Source organism: Streptomyces sp. NPDC005141, assembly GCF_053599975.1.
Genome location: NZ_JBSFYW010000021.1, coordinates 41,023 through 58,309 on the forward strand (window position 1 = coordinate 41,023; position 17,287 = coordinate 58,309).

General features: G+C 69.8%; 16 protein-coding genes. 15 read left to right on the plus strand and 1 reads right to left on the minus strand.

Annotated elements, in window-relative coordinates; genetic code table 11:
- Positions 1-55: 55 nt before the first annotated feature.
- The 15 genes from ACWD68_RS18625 (at position 56) to ACWD68_RS18695 (ending at position 15,874) form a co-directional block, all read left to right on the plus strand.
- The gene (locus ACWD68_RS18625) at positions 56-985 is read left to right on the plus strand and encodes an ABC transporter permease (protein ID WP_451807505.1); all 930 of its coding nucleotides are present in this window, start codon (positions 56-58) and stop codon (positions 983-985) included.
- Complete coding sequence (locus ACWD68_RS18630; RefSeq protein ID WP_451807506.1) at positions 978-1,757, plus strand: ABC transporter ATP-binding protein; 780 nt, start codon at positions 978-980, stop codon at positions 1,755-1,757. Before ACWD68_RS18625 ends, ACWD68_RS18630 begins: the two co-directional genes overlap by 8 nt.
- A 358-nt stretch (positions 1,758-2,115) precedes the next feature.
- Positions 2,116-3,018: a squalene synthase HpnC gene (gene hpnC, locus ACWD68_RS18635; RefSeq protein ID WP_451807507.1), complete on the plus strand. Its 903-nt coding sequence runs from the start codon at positions 2,116-2,118 to the stop codon at positions 3,016-3,018.
- The gene (hpnD, locus tag ACWD68_RS18640; protein ID WP_451807508.1) at positions 3,015-3,965 is read left to right on the plus strand and encodes a presqualene diphosphate synthase HpnD; all 951 of its coding nucleotides are present in this window, start codon (positions 3,015-3,017) and stop codon (positions 3,963-3,965) included. The genes hpnC and hpnD overlap by 4 nt, the downstream gene beginning before the upstream one ends.
- Before the next feature lie 8 nt (positions 3,966-3,973).
- The gene (locus tag ACWD68_RS18645; RefSeq protein WP_406376945.1) at positions 3,974-4,105 is read left to right on the plus strand and encodes a DUF6380 family protein; all 132 of its coding nucleotides are present in this window, start codon (positions 3,974-3,976) and stop codon (positions 4,103-4,105) included.
- Positions 4,102-5,508 (plus strand): hydroxysqualene dehydroxylase HpnE, encoded by a 1,407-nt coding sequence (hpnE, locus tag ACWD68_RS18650; protein ID WP_451807509.1) that lies wholly within the window; start codon positions 4,102-4,104, stop codon positions 5,506-5,508. The genes ACWD68_RS18645 and hpnE overlap by 4 nt, the downstream gene beginning before the upstream one ends.
- Positions 5,505-6,635, plus strand: coding sequence for a polyprenyl synthetase family protein (locus tag ACWD68_RS18655; RefSeq protein WP_451807510.1), 1,131 nt, complete (start codon positions 5,505-5,507; stop codon positions 6,633-6,635). Before hpnE ends, ACWD68_RS18655 begins: the two co-directional genes overlap by 4 nt.
- Positions 6,636-6,784: 149 nt before the next feature.
- A complete protein-coding gene (gene shc, locus ACWD68_RS18660) occupies positions 6,785-8,785 on the plus strand; it encodes a squalene--hopene cyclase (protein WP_451807511.1) in 2,001 nt (666 codons plus the stop codon).
- On the plus strand, positions 8,785-9,426 hold the full coding sequence (locus ACWD68_RS18665) for a phosphorylase family protein (protein WP_451807512.1): 642 nt from the start codon (positions 8,785-8,787) through the stop codon (positions 9,424-9,426). Before shc ends, ACWD68_RS18665 begins: the two co-directional genes overlap by 1 nt.
- A gap of 5 nt (positions 9,427-9,431) precedes the next feature.
- Positions 9,432-10,454, plus strand: coding sequence for an adenosyl-hopene transferase HpnH (gene hpnH, locus ACWD68_RS18670; protein ID WP_451807513.1), 1,023 nt, complete (start codon positions 9,432-9,434; stop codon positions 10,452-10,454).
- 4 nt (positions 10,455-10,458) lie between these two features.
- Positions 10,459-11,616, plus strand: coding sequence for a flavodoxin-dependent (E)-4-hydroxy-3-methylbut-2-enyl-diphosphate synthase (ispG, locus tag ACWD68_RS18675; RefSeq protein ID WP_451807514.1), 1,158 nt, complete (start codon positions 10,459-10,461; stop codon positions 11,614-11,616).
- A gap of 27 nt (positions 11,617-11,643) precedes the next feature.
- The gene (gene dxs, locus ACWD68_RS18680; RefSeq protein WP_451807515.1) at positions 11,644-13,596 is read left to right on the plus strand and encodes a 1-deoxy-D-xylulose-5-phosphate synthase; all 1,953 of its coding nucleotides are present in this window, start codon (positions 11,644-11,646) and stop codon (positions 13,594-13,596) included.
- A complete protein-coding gene (locus ACWD68_RS18685) occupies positions 13,593-14,993 on the plus strand; it encodes an aspartate aminotransferase family protein (protein WP_451807516.1) in 1,401 nt (466 codons plus the stop codon). The genes dxs and ACWD68_RS18685 overlap by 4 nt, the downstream gene beginning before the upstream one ends.
- A gap of 99 nt (positions 14,994-15,092) precedes the next feature.
- Positions 15,093-15,728: a helix-turn-helix domain-containing protein gene (locus tag ACWD68_RS18690; RefSeq protein WP_451807517.1), complete on the plus strand. Its 636-nt coding sequence runs from the start codon at positions 15,093-15,095 to the stop codon at positions 15,726-15,728.
- 29 nt (positions 15,729-15,757) lie between these two features.
- Positions 15,758-15,874: a DUF6126 family protein gene (locus ACWD68_RS18695; protein WP_356166334.1), complete on the plus strand. Its 117-nt coding sequence runs from the start codon at positions 15,758-15,760 to the stop codon at positions 15,872-15,874.
- Positions 15,875-15,916: 42 nt separating this feature from the next.
- Here ACWD68_RS18695 and ACWD68_RS18700 read toward each other — a convergent pair whose 3' ends face one another.
- Positions 15,917-16,714 carry a tyrosine-protein phosphatase gene (locus tag ACWD68_RS18700; RefSeq protein WP_451807518.1) on the minus strand — a complete coding sequence of 266 codons (798 nt, stop codon included), beginning with the start codon at positions 16,712-16,714 and terminating at the stop codon, positions 15,917-15,919.
- Between the last annotated feature and the right edge of the window lie 573 nt (positions 16,715-17,287).

Below are 17,287 nucleotides of genomic sequence, written 5' to 3' on the forward strand. Positions count from 1 at the left end.
CTCATGCCTACGCCCGACCAGGCTGTGTGCATCTTGAAGACGAAAGTTTCCACTTGTGAGTGAGACAACGCATGACGGCGGAGTCGCGGTGAGCGACCGACCGTCGCCCGATGAAGGGCTTTCCGCGGCCGAGATGGCCGCCAAGTACGGGCTCGCGGTCAGCGGTGCCCGTCCCGGGCTCGTCGAGTACGTTCGTCAGCTCTGGGGCCGGCGGCACTTCATCCTCGCCTTCTCGCAGGCGAAGCTCACCGCGCAGTACAGCCAGGCCAAGCTGGGCCAGCTGTGGCAGGTGGTGACGCCGCTGCTGAACGCGTTCGTCTATTACCTGATCTTCGGCCTGATCCTGAAGGCCAACCGCGGTCTGTCGCACGACGTGTACATCCCGTTCCTGGTGACCGGCGTCTTCGTCTTCACGTTCACTCAGAGCTCGATCATGGCGGGCGTCCGGGCGATCTCGGGCAACCTCGGACTGGTGCGCGCGCTGCACTTCCCGCGCGCCTCGCTGCCGATCTCTTTCGCCCTCCAGCAGCTCCAGCAGCTGCTCTTCTCGATGATCGTGCTGTTCGTCGTGGTGATCGCCTTCGGCAGCTACCCGGGCCTGTCCTGGCTGCTGATCCTCCCGGTGCTGTTCCTGCAGTTCCTCTTCAACACCGGCCTCGCGCTGGTGGTGGCGCGGTTGGGCTCCAAGACGCCGGACCTCGCCCAGCTGATGCCGTTCGTCCTGCGCACGTGGATGTACGCCTCCGGCGTCATGTTCTCCATCAGCACCATGCTCGCCGGCCGCCCCGAATGGATCGCCCGCGCGCTCCAGGCGAACCCGGCCGCCGTCTACATGGATCTGATGCGCTTCGCGCTCATCGACGGCTACGGCTCCTCCAACCTGCCGCCGCACGTGTGGGGCATCGCCGTCTTCTGGGCCGTGGTCGCGGCCGTCGGCGGGTTCGTGTACTTCTGGAAGGCTGAAGAGAGGTACGGCCGTGGCTGAGCTCGAGAAGAGGTCGCACATCCCGACCGTCATCGCGGACGAACTGCACATCGTCTACCGCGTGAACGGCGCCAAGACCGGCAAGGGCAGCGCCACCGCCGCCCTCAGCCGCATCCTCAAGCGCGGCGAGGAGCGCGGTGTGCGCAAGGTGCACGCCGTCAAGGGCGTCTCCTTCACCGCGTACCGCGGTGAGGCCATCGGCCTGATCGGTTCGAACGGCTCCGGCAAGTCCACCCTCCTGCGGGCCATCGCCGGCCTGCTCCCCGCGGAGAAGGGCAAGGTCTTCACCGACGGCCAGCCCTCGCTGCTCGGCGTGAACGCCGCCCTGATGAACGACCTGACGGGCGAGCGGAACGTCATATTGGGCGGCCTCGCGATGGGCATGTCCCGCGAGCAGATCAGGGAGCGGTACCAGGGCATCGTCGACTTCTCCGGGATCAACGACAAGGGTGACTTCATCACCCTGCCGATGCGGACCTACTCCTCCGGTATGGCGGCCCGGCTGCGGTTCTCCATCGCGGCGGCCAAGGACCACGACGTCCTGATGATCGACGAGGCCCTCGCGACCGGCGACCGCTCCTTCCAGAAGCGGTCCGAGGCCCGCATCCGCGAGCTGCGCAAGAGCGCGGGCACGGTGTTTCTGGTCAGTCACAACAACAAGTCGATCCGCGACACCTGCGACCGCGTGCTGTGGCTGGAGCGCGGCGAGCTGCGCATGGACGGACCGACCGAAGAGGTCCTCAAGGAGTACGAGAAGTTCACGGGGAAGTAGCCCGTTTCGCCCAGGGCCCCGCCGGAACTCTTCGGCGGGGCCCTGCGTCTGCAAAGGAAACGCCAACTCCCGTCGGCCTTAGGAATCTTGACGCCAATCGGTGTGTTGTTGTGATGTGCAGGACACCCCGACGGACTGTGTCGCGTTGTACAACGTAAGCTGTACCGGTGCTGAATCGCGGCAAGTAGGGCGATAATACGCGACACCCGGCACCGTAGCGCTGTGCGGATCTCCGGGCGGCGTGTCCGAAATGGGCAGTGTTGGGTCGGCAGTGTAGAACGGGAGATGTGACGGCAATGGCTACGGTGACTCTCCAGCTCCGCGATGCGTGTGCCGTCCTCGCGCCGGGCGGCGAGCGGTGACCGAAGCCGGGACGGCCCGCACCGGTGATCCGGCGCGCGGCACCCTCGACAAAGCCGCGGACGAGAACTTTCCCGTGGCCCCGTTCTTCCTGCCCAGGGTCTGGCGCGACGATCTGATGGCCGTGTACGGCTTCGCCCGCCTCGTCGACGACATCGGTGACGGCGACCTCGCCCCCGGCGGGGCGGACGCCCGCCTCCTCGGTGTACCGGCCACGCGGCCGGAGGACCGCATGGCCCTCCTGGACGCCCTCGAAGCCGATCTTCACCGCGTGTTCGACTCGACCCCGCGCCACCCCCTGCTGCGCCGGCTCCAGCCCACCGTCCGCCGCGCGCGCCTCAGCCCCGAGCCCTTCCTCGCCCTGATCGCGGCCAATCGCCAGGACCAGCTGGTCCGGCGGTACGAGACCTATGACGATCTGCTCACCTACTGCGAGCTCTCCGCGAACCCCGTCGGCCGCCTGGTCCTCTCCGTCACCGGAACGACCACGCCCGAGCGGGTCCGCCACTCCGACGCGGTGTGCACGGCGCTGCAGATCGTCGAACACCTCCAGGACGTCGCCGAGGACCTCGGCCGCGACCGCGTCTACCTGCCCGCCGAGGACATGAAACGTTTTCATGTCGTCGAAGCGGATCTGACCGTCCCCACAGCAGGCGCATCGGTGCGAGCACTGGTTGCATACGAAGCAGAACGCGCCTTGAACCTCCTGAATGAAGGCACCCCCCTCGTGGGTAGCGTCCACGGCAGGCTGAAACTGCTGCTCGCGGGGTTCGTTGCGGGGGGAAGGGCGGCAATCCGTGCGATTGCCGCCGCCGAATACGACGTACTTCCCGGCCCGCCCAAGCCCGGCAAGCTCCAGTTGCTGCGCGAGGTGGGAGTGACTCTGCGAGGAGAGGGGTGATCCGGACCGTGGAGTCGGAACAGCACGTGTCCGCACCGGTACTCGCCGCGTACAGCTACTGCGAGGCGGTGACCGGTCAGCAGGCCCGTAATTTCGCGTACGGCATCAGGCTTCTGCCGACGCCCAAGCGCCGTGCGATGTCGGCGCTCTACGCGTTCTCCCGGCGCGTCGACGACATCGGCGACGGCACGCTGGCGCCGGACGTGAAGACCGTGCGCCTCGAGGAGACCCGGGCGGTGCTCGCCCGCGTCCGCGCGGGCACCGTCGACGAGGACGACACCGACCCGGTCGCCGTCGCCCTCAGCCACACCGCCGAGTACTTCCCGGTGCCTCTCGCGGGCCTGGACGAACTCATCGACGGCGTGCTGATGGACGTACGCGGTGAGACGTACGAGACCTGGGACGACCTGAAGATCTACTGCCGGTGCGTGGCCGGGGCGATCGGACGGCTCTCGCTCGGGGTCTTCGGCACCGAACCGGGGGCGCGTGGCACCGAGCGCGCGCCGGAGTACGCCGACACACTCGGGCTCGCGCTCCAGCTCACCAACATCCTGCGGGACGTCCGGGAGGACGCCGAGGGCGGGCGCACCTACCTGCCCGCCGACGACCTGGCCAAGTTCGGCTGCTCGGCCGGCTTCAACGGGCCGACTCCACCGCCGGGCTCCGACTTCGCGGGCCTCGTGCACTTCGAGGTGCGCCGGGCCCGTGCCCTCTTCGCCGAGGGCTACCGGCTGCTGCCCATGCTGGACCGGCGCAGCGGCGCGTGCGTCGCGGCCATGGCGGGAATCTACCGGCGTCTCCTCGACCGCATCGAGCGGGAGCCGGAGGCCGTGCTGCGCGGCCGGGTGTCCCTCCCGGGGCGCGAGAAGGCGTACGTCGCCGTGCGCGGCCTCTCCGGTCTGGACGCCCGGCACGCCTCCCGCCGCACCGTCCGGAGGCGCGTCTGATGGACAATATGGGCCAAGGTGACTCCACCGGAGAAAAGCGGCACGCAACCCTCCGGAGCCGGGCGGCGTCCCTGACTGCAACGGCCTGCCGTGCATCGTTCAATCAACACGGCGCGGCCGCAGGGGAGGGTGCACGATGAGCGAGGTCGAGTCCACGGACGACTCCGGCCGGGCCGCTGCCGTGGTGATCGGCGGCGGGCTAGCCGGGATCACCGCCGCGCTCGCGCTGGCCGACGCCGGGCTGCGGGTGACGCTGCTCGAAGGCCGGCCGCGCCTCGGCGGTCTCGCGTTCTCCTTCCAGCGCGGCGCCCTCACCGTGGACAACGGACAGCACGTCTATCTGCGCTGCTGCACCGCCTACCGATGGTTCCTCGACCGCGTCGACGGAACCTCGCTCGCGCCTCTGCAGGATCGTCTCGACGTGCCCGTTCTCGACGCGGAGGCGGCTCCCGGACGACGGCTCGGCAGAATCGGCCGCGGCGCTCTGCCCGTGCCGCTGCATCTGGCGCGCAGCCTCGCGACGTACCAGCATCTGTCGCTCGCGGAGCGTGCCAAGGTCGGCCGTGCCGCGCTCGCGCTCAAGGGCCTGGATCTCAGCGATCCGGCACTCGACGCGCAGAACTTCGGCGACTGGCTCGCCGGGCACGGTCAGTCGGAACGTGCCGTCGAAGCACTGTGGGACCTCGTGGGGGTCGCCACCCTCAACGCGGTGGCCCAGGACTCCTCGCTCGGGCTCGCCGCGATGGTGTTCAAGACGGGTCTGCTGTCCGACCCGGGCGCGGCCGACATCGGCTGGGCGCGCGTCCCGCTGGGCGAACTGCACGACACCCTCGCCCGCAAGGCGCTCGACTCCGCGGGCGTGCGTACCGAGATCCGTACACGAGTCACCTCCATCTCCCCCTACGAAAACGGACGTTGGAGCGTTCAGGTTCCCGGCGAGCGCATCGAGGCCGACACCGTCGTGCTGGCCGTACCCCAGCGTGAGGCCCACGATCTTCTGCCGGAGGGTGCGCTGGACGCCCCCGAGCGGCTCCTGGAGATCGGCACCGCGCCGATCCTCAACATCCACGTCGTCTACGACCGGAAGGTCCTCACCGCGCCGTTCTTCGCGGCGCTCGGCTCCCCGGTGCAGTGGGTCTTCGACCGCACCGAGGCATCCGGACTCCGGGAGGGCCAGTACCTGGCGCTGTCGCAGTCGGCGGCGCAGGACGAGATCGACGAGCCCGTCTCCGCGCTGCGGGAGCGGTATCTGCCGGAGCTGGAGCGGCTGCTGCCCCCCGCGCGCGGCGCCGAGGTGAAGGACTTCTTCGTGACCAGGGAGCGCACCGCGACGTTCGCTCCCGCCCCGGGCGTCGGGCGGCTGCGGCCCGGTGCCCGCACCAAGGCCCCCGGCCTGTACCTGGCCGGAGCGTGGACCGCCACAGGGTGGCCCGCGACCATGGAGAGTGCGGTTCGCAGTGGAGTAGGTGCGGCGGGCGCCGCACTGGACGCCCTGGGGCGGCCCCGCGATCACCTCCTCGGACTCTTCGAGGAGGCGGCATGACGCTCGACCGGAGCATCGCAGGCCCCCGCACCCCCGGTACCGCAACAAGAGGAGAGACTGTGCCCACTGTGCCCCCGGCCGAAGCGGCTGCCGACGCGGTGGACGTGACCGCGCTCCTGGAGCGCGGCCGGACCCTGGCCACACCGGTGCTGAAGGCGGCCGTCGACCGTCTGGCGGCGCCCATGGACACCGTCGCCGCCTACCACTTCGGCTGGATCGACGCCGAGGGCAACCCCGCGGACGGCGACGGCGGCAAGGCGGTGCGCCCCGCGCTCGCCGTGCTCTCCGCGCAGGCCGCCGGCGCCGAGCCCGAGGTGGGCGTCCCGGGCGCGGTCGCGGTCGAGCTGGTGCACAACTTCTCGCTCCTGCACGACGACCTGATGGACGGCGACGAACAGCGCCGCCACCGCGACACCGTCTGGAAGGTGCACGGCCCCGCCCAGGCCATCCTGGTCGGCGACGCCCTGTTCGCGCTGGCCAACGAGGTCCTCCTGGAGCTCGGCACCGTCGAGGCCGGCCGCGCCACCCGGCGTCTTACCACCGCCACCCGGGCCCTCATCGACGGCCAGGCCCAGGACATCTCCTACGAGCACCGCGACCGCGTCAGCGTCGAGGAGTGCCTGGAGATGGAGGGCAACAAGACCGGCGCTCTGCTCGCCTGCGCCTGCTCCATCGGCGCGGTCCTCGGCGGCGCCGACGACCTCACAGCCGACACGCTGGAACGATACGGCTACCACCTCGGTCTCGCCTTCCAGGCCGTCGACGACCTCCTCGGTATCTGGGGCGACCCGGAGGCCACCGGAAAACAGACCTGGAGCGATCTGCGCCAGCGCAAGAAGTCCCTGCCGGTCGTGGCCGCGCTCGCCGCGGGCGGTGCCGCCTCGGAGCGGCTCGGTGACCTGCTCGCCGAGGACGCCAAGGCCAGCGACTTCGAGAACTTCTCCGAGGAGGAGTTCGCGGTGCGCGCCGCGCTCATCGAGGAGGCGGGCGGCCGCGAGTGGACCGCCCAGGAGGCACGGCGCCAGCACGCGATCGCCATCGAGGCCCTGGACGCCGTCCCGATGCCCGAGCAGGTACGGGCCCAGCTCGTGGCGCTCGCCGATTTCGTCGTCGTACGAAAGAGATGATCGCTATCGGTCGAATAAACCTCGCGTAGTCGCCGGCCGGTGCCCCGAGCTTCGAACCTCGTTCGAGCAGGGGGGATTCCCATCCGAACGAACGCACCGGCCGACGGCGGACCCACAGCAGAGACGTACCACTGCACGAAGGGGAAGCCATGACAGCGACGACCGACGGAAGCACCGGGGCCCTGCCGCCCCGCGCTGCCTCGGCCAGCGAAACCCAGCACGAGACGACTCCCGAGGCGGCCGGGACAGTCGAGACCCGAGACGCCGCCACGCGCGCCATCGAACGCGCCACGGACTTCCTGCTCGCGCGGCAGGACGCCCAGGGCTGGTGGAAGGGCGACCTCGAGACGAACGTCACCATGGACGCCGAGGACCTCCTTCTCCGCCAGTTCCTGGGGATCCGCGACGAGCCGACGACCCGCGGCGCCGGGGTGTTCATCCGCGGCGAGCAGCGCGAGGACGGCACCTGGGCCTCGTTCTACGGCGGACCGGGCGAACTCTCCACCACCATCGAGGCGTACGTCGCCCTGCGGATGGCAGGGGACGCCCCGGACGAACCGCACATGGCGAAGGCGTCCGCGTGGATCCGCGAACGCGGCGGCATCGCCGGGGCCCGGGTCTTCACCCGGATCTGGCTCGCCCTCTTCGGCTGGTGGAAGTGGGACGACCTGCCCGAGCTGCCGCCGGAGCTCATCTACTTCCCCAAGTGGATGCCGCTGAACATCTACGACTTCGGCTGCTGGGCGCGGCAGACGATCGTGCCGCTCACCATCGTCTCGGCGAAGCGTCCGGTGCGGCCCGCGCCGTTCGCGCTCGACGAGCTGCACACCGACCCACGCAATCCCAACCCGGCCAAGCGCCCTGCCTCCGTGGCCAGTTGGGACGGCGCCTTCCAGCGCCTGGACAAGGCGCTGCACCAGTACCGCAAGGTCGCGCCGCGCGCTCTGCGCAAGGCGGCGATGAACACGGCGGCCCGCTGGATCATCGAGCGCCAGGAGAACGACGGTTGCTGGGGAGGCATCCAGCCGCCCGCCGTCTACTCGGTCATCGCCCTCCATCTGGTCGGCTACGACCTCGAACACCCGGTGATGCGCGAGGGGCTGGCCTCGCTGGACCGTTTCGCCGTGTGGCGCGAGGACGGCGCCCGGATGATCGAGGCGTGCCAGTCGCCGGTGTGGGACACCTGTCTGGCGACCATCGCGCTGGCCGACGCCGGGGTGCCGGCCGACCATCCGCAGCTCGTCAAGGCCGCGGACTGGATGCTCGGGGAGGAGATCGTCCGGCCAGGCGACTGGTCGGTCAAGCGGCCCCAACTGCCGCCCGGCGGCTGGGCGTTCGAGTTCCACAACGACAACTACCCCGACATCGACGACACCGCCGAGGTCGTGCTCGCGCTGCGCCGCGTCCGGCACCACGACCCGGACCGCGTCGAGAACGCCATCGGACGCGGGGTCCGCTGGAATCTCGGTATGCAGTCCAAGGATGGCGGCTGGGGCGCGTTCGACGTCGACAACACCAGCGCCTTCCCCAATCGGCTGCCGTTCTGCGACTTCGGGGAGGTGATCGATCCGCCGTCCGCGGATGTCACCGCGCATGTGGTGGAGATGCTGGCGGTGGAGGGGTTTACGCACGACCCGCGCACCCGCCGGGGCATCGAGTGGCTGCTCGCCAACCAGGAGCCCAACGGGTCCTGGTTCGGGCGCTGGGGTGTCAACTACGTCTACGGCACGGGGTCGGTGGTCCCGGCGCTCGTGGCGGCGGGGCTGCCCGGCTCGCACCCGGCGATCCGCCGGGCCGTGGCCTGGCTGGAGACCGTACAGAACGACGACGGCGGCTGGGGCGAGGATCTGCGTTCCTACGACGACGTCGGGTGGAGCGGACGCGGTGCCTCGACCGCCTCCCAGACCGGCTGGGCGCTGCTCGCCCTGCTGGCCGCGGGGGAGCTCGAATCCAAGGCGGTGGAGCGCGGGGTCGTCTGGCTCGCGGAGACCCAGCTGCCCGACGGCTCCTGGGACGAGCCGTACTTCACGGGGACCGGCTTCCCGGGGGACTTCTCGATCAACTATCACCTCTACCGGCAGGTCTTCCCCCTCACCGCGCTCGGTCGCTATGTCCACGGAGAGCCCTTCTCCGCGGCCGAGGGGGGCTGATGCTCAGGCAGCCCGCACCGGCCCCGCTGCTGATCGCCTGCGCGCTCGGCATCGAGCACCTCGCCCTGCGCACCGGTGACCGGAGCGGCGCCGGCGGGCCGGTCACCGTGCTGCGTACGGGCATGGGGCCCAAGGCCGCCGACCGGTCGGTCACCCGGGTGCTCGCCGACCCGGCGCTGACCGCGGCGGCCGTGCTGGCCACCGGTTTCTGCGCGGGGCTCGCCCCGGGCATGCACCCAGGTGACCTGGTCGTCGCCGAGGAGACCCGGGACCCGAGCGGCGCCACGCCGTGCGTGGGTACCGATCTCCTGGTCAAGGAACTCGTGCGCGCCGTGCCCGGCCGCACCGTCCACACGGGGCCGCTCACCGGCTCCGATCACGTCGTCCGCGGTCACGAGCGCGCCGATCTGCTCGCGACCGGCGCCATCGCCGTCGACATGGAGTCCGCGGCCACCCTGCTCGGCGCGGTCCGCACGGGTCCGCGTCCCGTTGCGGCCGTACGGGTGGTCGTGGATGCTCCAGAACATGAACTCGTCCGTATTGGCACGGTACGCGGTGGAATATCAGCTTTCCGTGTTCTTCGTGCCGTACTTCCCGCTTTCTTTGAATGGCACCGTTCTTTGTTGCTCCCTCGGAGGTGAGCCGTATGGCCATGCCGCTTCGGCAGTCCATGAAGGTCGCTGCGTACCTGTTCGAACAGAAGCTCAGGAAGCGGGAAAAGTTCGCCCTGCTCGTCGAGTTGGAACCGCTCTTCGCGTGCAACCTCGCGTGCGAGGGCTGCGGCAAGATCCAGCACCCCGCGGGGGTGCTCAAGCAGCGCATGCCCGTGGCCCAGGCCGTGGGGGCGGTCCTCGAATCCGGTGCGCCGATGGTGTCCATCGCCGGCGGCGAGCCGCTGATGCACCCTCAGATCGATGAGATCGTCCGGCAGTTGGTGGCCAAGAAGAAGTTCGTCTTCCTCTGCACCAACGCGATGCTGATGCGCAAGAAGATGGACAAGTTCAAGCCCTCGCCGTACTTCGCCTGGGCCGTGCACATCGACGGGCTGCGTGAGCGGCACGACGAGTCCGTCGCGAAGGAAGGTGTCTTCGACGAGGCGGTCGCGGCCATCAAGGAGGCCAAGCGCCGCGGCTTCCGGGTCACCACCAACTCGACCTTCTTCAACACCGACACCCCGCAGACCATCATCGAGGTGCTCAACTACCTCAACGACGACCTGAAGGTCGACGAGATGATGCTCTCGCCCGCCTACGCCTACGAGAAGGCCCCCGACCAGGAACACTTCCTCGGCGTCCAGCAGACCCGGGAACTGTTCAAGAAGGCCTTCGCGGGCGGCAACCGGCGCCGCTGGAGGCTCAACCAGAGCCCGCTGTTCCTGGACTTCCTGGAGGGCAAGGTCGACTTCCCCTGCACCGCCTGGGCGATCCCGAGCTACTCGCTGTTCGGCTGGCAGAAACCCTGCTACCTGATGAGCGACGGGTACGTCCAGACGTACAAGCAGCTCCTGGAGGACACCGACTGGGACTCCTACGGCCGCGGCAAGGACGACAGGTGCGCCAACTGCATGGCGCACTGCGGCTACGAGCCGACCGCGGTCCTCGCCACGATGGGCTCCCTCAAGGAGTCGATCCGGGCCGCCCGCGAGACCTTCACGGAAAGCCGCGGGTGACGTCGTGACCGCGGTTTCCGTGGGCCTCCCCGAAGTGCCGGTCCGCCCGATCGCGGAGCGCCGTGTGTCGCGGCGGATCCAGGTCGGACCGGTGGCGGTCGGGGGCGGGGCGCCCGTGTCGGTGCAGTCGATGACCACGACCCGTACGTCGGACGTCGGCGCCACCCTGCAGCAGATCGCGGAACTGACCGCGTCCGGCTGTCAGATCGTCCGTGTCGCCTGTCCCACGCAGGACGACGCGGACGCCCTCGCGACCATCGCCCGCAAGTCGCAGATCCCGGTGATCGCGGACATCCACTTCCAGCCGAAGTACGTGTTCGCGGCCATCGGGGCGGGCTGCGCGGCGGTGCGGGTGAACCCCGGCAACATCAAGCAGTTCGACGACAAGGTGAAGGAGATCGCGCGGGCCGCGAAGGACGCCGGAATCCCGATCCGTATCGGGGTGAACGCCGGCTCGCTCGACCGGCGGCTGCTGCAGAAGTACGGGAAGGCGACGCCCGAGGCGCTCGTGGAGTCGGCGCTGTGGGAGGCGTCGCTCTTCGAGGAGCACGGGTTCCAGGACATCAAGATCTCCGTCAAGCACAACGACCCGGTGGTCATGGTCAACGCCTACCGGCAACTGGCCGCCCAGTGCGACTATCCACTGCACCTCGGCGTGACCGAGGCCGGTCCGGCGTTCCAGGGGACCATCAAGTCGGCCGTGGCGTTCGGGGCGCTGCTCTCCGAGGGCATCGGCGACACCATCAGGGTCTCCCTGAGCGCGCCGCCCGCCGAGGAGTGCAAGGTCGGCATCCAGATCCTGGAGTCGCTCGGGCTGCGGCAGCGGCGCCTGGAGATCGTCTCCTGCCCGTCCTGCGGGCGGGCCCAGGTCGACGTGTACAAGCTGGCCGACGAGGTCACGGCCGGTCTGGAGGGGATGGAGGTCCCGTTGCGCGTCGCGGTCATGGGCTGCGTCGTCAACGGTCCCGGCGAGGCGCGGGAGGCGGACCTGGGGGTCGCCTCCGGCAACGGCAAGGGGCAGATCTTCGTCAGGGGCGAGGTCATCAAGACCGTCCCCGAGTCGAAGATCGTCGAGACCCTCATCGACGAGGCGATGAAGATCGCCGAGCAGATGGAGAAGGACGGCGTCGTGTCCGGAGAACCGGCCGTCACCGTGAGCTGATCAGCACGGACCGAGAGGGGGCCCGACGTGACGATTCTGGAGAACATCCGGGGACCACGCGACCTGAAGGCGCTGTCCGAGGCGGAACTCGGTGAACTGGCCGAAGAGGTGAGGGAGTTCCTGGTGCACGCGGTCGCCAGGACCGGCGGTCACCTCGGACCCAATCTGGGAGTGGTGGAGCTGTCCATCGCCCTCCACCGGGTCTTCGAGTCGCCCGTCGACCGCATCCTGTGGGACACCGGCCATCAGAGTTACGTACACAAAATGCTGACAGGGCGTAAGGACTTCTCCAAGCTGCGCAGCAAGGGCGGCCTGTCCGGCTATCCCTCGCGCGAGGAGTCCGAGCACGACGTCATCGAGAACAGCCACGCCTCCACGGCGCTCGGCTGGGCGGACGGGCTCGCCAAGGCCCGCCAGGTGCAGGGCGAGAAGGGCCACGTCGTCGCGGTCATCGGCGACGGCGCGCTGACCGGCGGCATGGCGTGGGAGGCGCTGAACAACATCGCCGCCGCCAAGGACCGGCCTCTGATCATCGTCGTCAACGACAACGAACGCTCGTACGCACCGACCATCGGGGGCCTCGCGAACCACCTCGCGACCCTGCGGACGACCGACAGTTACGAGCAGATCCTCGCCTGGGGCAAGGACGTCCTGCTGCGCACCCCCGTCGTCGGCAACACGATCTACGAGTCCCTGCACGGCGCGAAGAAAGGCTTCAAGGACGCCTTCGCGCCGCAGGGCATGTTCGAGGATCTCGGGCTCAAATACGTCGGCCCGATCGACGGCCACGACCTCGGCGCCGTGGAGTCCGCCCTGCGGCGGGCGAAACGCTTCCACGGGCCCGTGCTCATCCACTGCCTGACGGAGAAGGGGCGCGGCTACGAGCCCGCGCTCGCGCACGAGGAGGACCACTTCCACACCGTCGGTGTGATGGACCCGCTCACCTGCGAGCCCCTCGCGCCGTCCAACGGCCCCTCCTGGACCTCCGTGTTCGGCGAGGAGATCGTCCGGATCGGCGAGGAGCGCGCGGACGTCGTGGCCATCACGGCGGCCATGCTGCATCCGGTGGGGCTCGGGAAGTTCGCCGAGAGGTTCCCCGACCGGGTGTGGGACGTCGGCATCGCCGAGCAGCACGCCACGGTCTCCGCGGCCGGACTCGCCACCGGCGGTCTCCACCCCGTCGTCGCCGTCTACGCGACCTTCCTCAACCGGGCCTTCGACCAGCTCCTCATGGACGTCGCCCTGCACCGCTGCGGTGTGACCTTCGTCCTCGACCGGGCCGGGATCACCGGTGTCGACGGCGCCTCGCACAACGGCATGTGGGACATGTCGATCCTCCAGGTCGTGCCCGGCCTCAGGATCGCCGCGCCGCGCGACGCCGACCAGCTGAGGGCCCAGCTGCGGGAGGCCGTCGCCGTCGACGACGCGCCGACGATGATCCGCTTCCCGAAGGAGTCGGTCGGTCCCGCGATCCCCGCGGTGGACCACGTGGGCGGGCTCGACGTCCTGCACCGGGGCGAGCGCCCCGAGGTGCTGCTCGTCGCCGTGGGGGTGATGGCCCCGGTCTGCCTCCAGGCCGCCGACCTGCTCGAGGCCCGCGGCATCGGCTGCACCGTCGTCGACCCGCGCTGGGTCAAGCCCGTCGACCCCGCGCTGCCCCCGCTCGCCGCCGAGCACCGGCTCGTCGCCGTCGTCGAGGACAACAGCCGGGCGTCGGGCGTCGGCGCGGCCGTCGCGCTGGCTCTCGGGGACGCCGAAGTCGACGTACCCGTCAGGCGGTTCGGTATCCCGGAGCAGTTCCTCGCGCACGCCAAGCGGGCCGAGGTACTGGCCGACATCGGGCTCACGCCCGTGGAGATCGCCGGGCGGATCAGCGCCGGCCTGGCCGTCAAGGACGAGCGGTCCAAGGCCGCCCACCACCTGTCGAAGGCCGCCGACGTGCAGGCCGAGGATGAGTTGTCCAAGGAGAAGAAGGAATGACCGACCCTGCGGAGAAGGGGGAGTTCGACCTCGGCGCGCTCCTCGCCGAGCGCGGAGCCGAGCGCTACGAGCTGCACACGAAGTACCTGAACCACCAGCTCCCGCGCATGCTGCACACCATCGGTTTCGACAAGGTCTACGAGCGAGCCGAGGGCGCGCACTTCTGGGACGCCGACGGCAACGACTATCTCGACATGCTCGCCGGATTCGGGGTGATGGGTGTCGGCCGCCATCACCCCGTCGTCCGGCGGGCGCTGCACGACGTCCTCGACGCCTCGCTCGCCGACCTCACCCGCTTCGACTGCCAGCCGCTGCCCGGTCTGCTCGCGGAGCGACTGCTCACCCACAGCCCGCACCTCGACCGGGTGTTCTTCGGCAGCAGCGGAACGGAAGCGGTCGAGACCGCGCTGAAGTTCGCCCGGTACGCCACCGGCAGGCCGCGGATCCTGTACTGCTCGCACGCCTTCCACGGGCTGACCACCGGCTCCCTGTCCGTGAACGGCGAGGACGGCTTCCGCGACGGCTTCGCACCCCTGCTGCCCGACACGGCCGTCCCACTGGGTGATCTCGACGCCCTGGCGCGGGAGTTGAAGAAGGGCGACGTCGCCGCGCTGATCGTGGAGCCGATCCAGGGCAAGGGCGTCCACGAGGCCCCGCCCGGATATCTGCGTGCCGCCCAGGAGCTGCTGCACCGGCACAAGGCGCTGCTCATCGCGGACGAGGTGCAGACCGGCCTCGGTCGGACCGGGGACTTCTACGCCTACCAGCACGAGGAGGGCGTCGAGCCGGACCTGGTGTGCGTGGCCAAGGCGCTCTCCGGAGGCTATGTGCCGGTCGGCGCGACCCTCGGAAAGGACTGGATCTTCAAAAAGGTCTACTCCTCCATGGACCGGGTCCTCGTGCACTCGGCGAGCTTCGGTTCCAACGCGCAAGCCATGGCGGCGGGGCTCGCGGTGCTCTCCGTCATGGAGAACGACCAGATCGTCGCCAACGCGCGGGCTACCGGTGAGCGGCTGAAGTCCCGGCTGGCCGCGCTGGTCGACCGGTACGAACTGCTCAGCGACGTGCGCGGCCGGGGCCTGATGATCGGCATCGAGTTCGGCCGGCCCAAGTCGCTCAAACTGCGCAGCCGCTGGACCATGCTGCAGGCCGCGCGCAAGGGTCTGTTCGCGCAGATGGTCGTCGTCCCGCTGCTCCAGCGGCACCGCATCCTCACCCAGGTCTCCGGAGACCACCTGGAGGTGATCAAGCTGATCCCGCCGCTGGTCATCGACGAGCGGGATGTCGACCGGTTCGTCGAGGCCTTCACCGCGGTGATGGAGGACGCGCACAGCGGCGGCGGCCTGATGTGGGACTTCGGAAAGACGCTGGTGAAGCAGGCGGTGGCGAACCGCTGAGGCCCGCCCTCTCCGGCGGGCCGACGGAGACGCGACGAAATTCTTTGCCTCTGGGGCAAGAAAATTGCCCCAGAGGCAATCATCGGGCTCAATGGACCTATGAGCCCCGATCCAGGGACGGTCGACGAGCCGTCCGATGAGCTGCACGCCGTGGCGCCCCGGCTCCGCGCGCTGCGCCGCGGTGCCTCCCTCACCCTGGAGGCCGCCGCCCGGGCCGCGCGACTCTCACCCGCCCATCTCTCCCGTCTGGAGACCGGGCAGCGCCAGCCCTCGCTGCCGATGCTGCTCACGCTGGCCCGCGTCTACGGTACGACAGTCTCCGAACTGCTCGGCGAGACGGTCGCCGACCGTGACGCGATCGTGCGTGCCACAGACATGGAACCGGCCCCGGCCGGCGGCTGGACCTACTGGCAGGCCGGCGCGGCCGGCCGCGGCATGCAGGCGCTGCGTGTGCACGTCCCGTACGGCTCGCAGGGCGACATCGTGCGCGTCCACCCCGGCGAGGAGTGGCTGTATGTGCTCCAGGGGCGGCTCAGGCTGCGCCTCGGGGACACCGCGCACGTGCTCGCGCCGGGGGACAGCGCCCACTTCGACTCGCTCACCCCGCACCGCATCGCGGCCGCCGAGCGCGACGGGGCCGAGCTCCTCTTCGTACACACCCTCTTGCAGAGCCCCGTCGCCGCGCTGTGCCTCGGCCCGGCGACCGGCCACCCCACCTTGGGAGACACGTCATGACCGAACCCACAGAACCCCGTCGGCGCTCCATGGAGGAGAAGTTCCCGCGCGCCCTGTGGGTGCGGCTGATCATCTACGTCGCCGTCGGCCACCTCTTCGCGGCCTTCATCTACCTGCTCTTCACGCTGGGCGCGCAGAACCAGTAGCTCCCCGGCAGGGCCCGCGGAACCGGCGGGCGCCCGGGCGGCTCAGTCCAGCAGTCGTTCGCGCAGGCGCTCCCGCAGCTCCGGCGTCATGCCCAGGCCCTGCTCCAGATAGACGTCGACACTGCCCCAGGTCTCCTCGATCGCCTCGAAGGCGGCCGTCAGGTACTCCGCGCGCGCGTCGAACAGGGGGCTGAGCAGCTCCATGACCTCGGGGGAGTACGCGGAGGCCGAGGAGTTGTTGCGGTGCACCTTGTAGCGGCGGTGCGCGGCGTTCGACTCCAGGTAGTCGGCCACGATCGCGTCGCGCTCGACGCCGAGGGCGAGCAGGGTGATGGCGATGGACAGTCCGGCGCGGTCCTTGCCGGCCGCGCAGTGCATCAGCGCGGGCACGCTGTCCTCGGCCATCGCGCGCAGCACCTGGGAGTGCTCGGCCGTGCGCTCCTTGATGATCGTGCGGTACGAGCCGATCATGCGGTTCGCGCCCTTGCCGTCGCCGAGGATGGCGTGCAGCTGGTCCAGGTCGCCGTCGCGGACCATCTTCCAGAACTCGCCGCCGTCGGCCGGGTCGGACAGGGGCAGATTCACGTTCCGCACGCCCGGCAGCTCGACGTCCGGGCCCTCCAGCTTCTGGTCCGCGGCGTTACGGAAGTCGAAGATCGTGTGGAGCCCCAGGGAGGCGAGGAACGCGGCGTCCTCCTCCGTGGCGTGCGCGAGGTGGCCGCTGCGGAACAGGTGCCCGTAGCGCACTCGTCGGCCGTCCGCGGTGGGCAGTCCGCCCACGTCGCGGAAGTTGCGCACTCCGCCGAGCTCGGGCTCGGTCGACGGGACCTGCTGCGTCACGGGGGCTCCTCCCATTCGGCCGCCGGGGTCGCCGGGCTGGACTCGGCGTCACTCGTCGGCAGTTGTCTTCGGCTCGCGCTCTCGACGATACGACATGGGTTCCTGAGGCAATGAGTTGTCCGCGGCCGCAGCCTTCCGGGCGAGGCGCCCATGATCATGTCGGCCCCGATCGGGACCGTTCGAAAACGCGGGGGCCGATGATCGAGACAGGCGCGGATGCCCGGACCTGGCCTTTCTCCGGTGCGCGCGGCGGTCACGCGCTACACGTTCACCGGACACGACGGGCCGCCGCGTCCGCACCGGGACCCGCGGATCACCTACGGCGCCCCTGCGCCGAGGCGCGGCGCCATGCTGAGCCGGCCACGGGCTCAGGATGAGCGGACGGGACCCGACATCAGTACACGAGCGCTGAGAAACAGGCGAAATCAACCTGAATGCGGCATCGCCGCATCGCGGTGTGCGGACCGGACTCCGTGAAGGTCTGGATGTGACGGATATCCATCGGCGTCGCATGTGACTGTTCTGTCCGAATTGGCGCCTTCATTCCAACTGTCCCTGGAATAGGGCACCGTG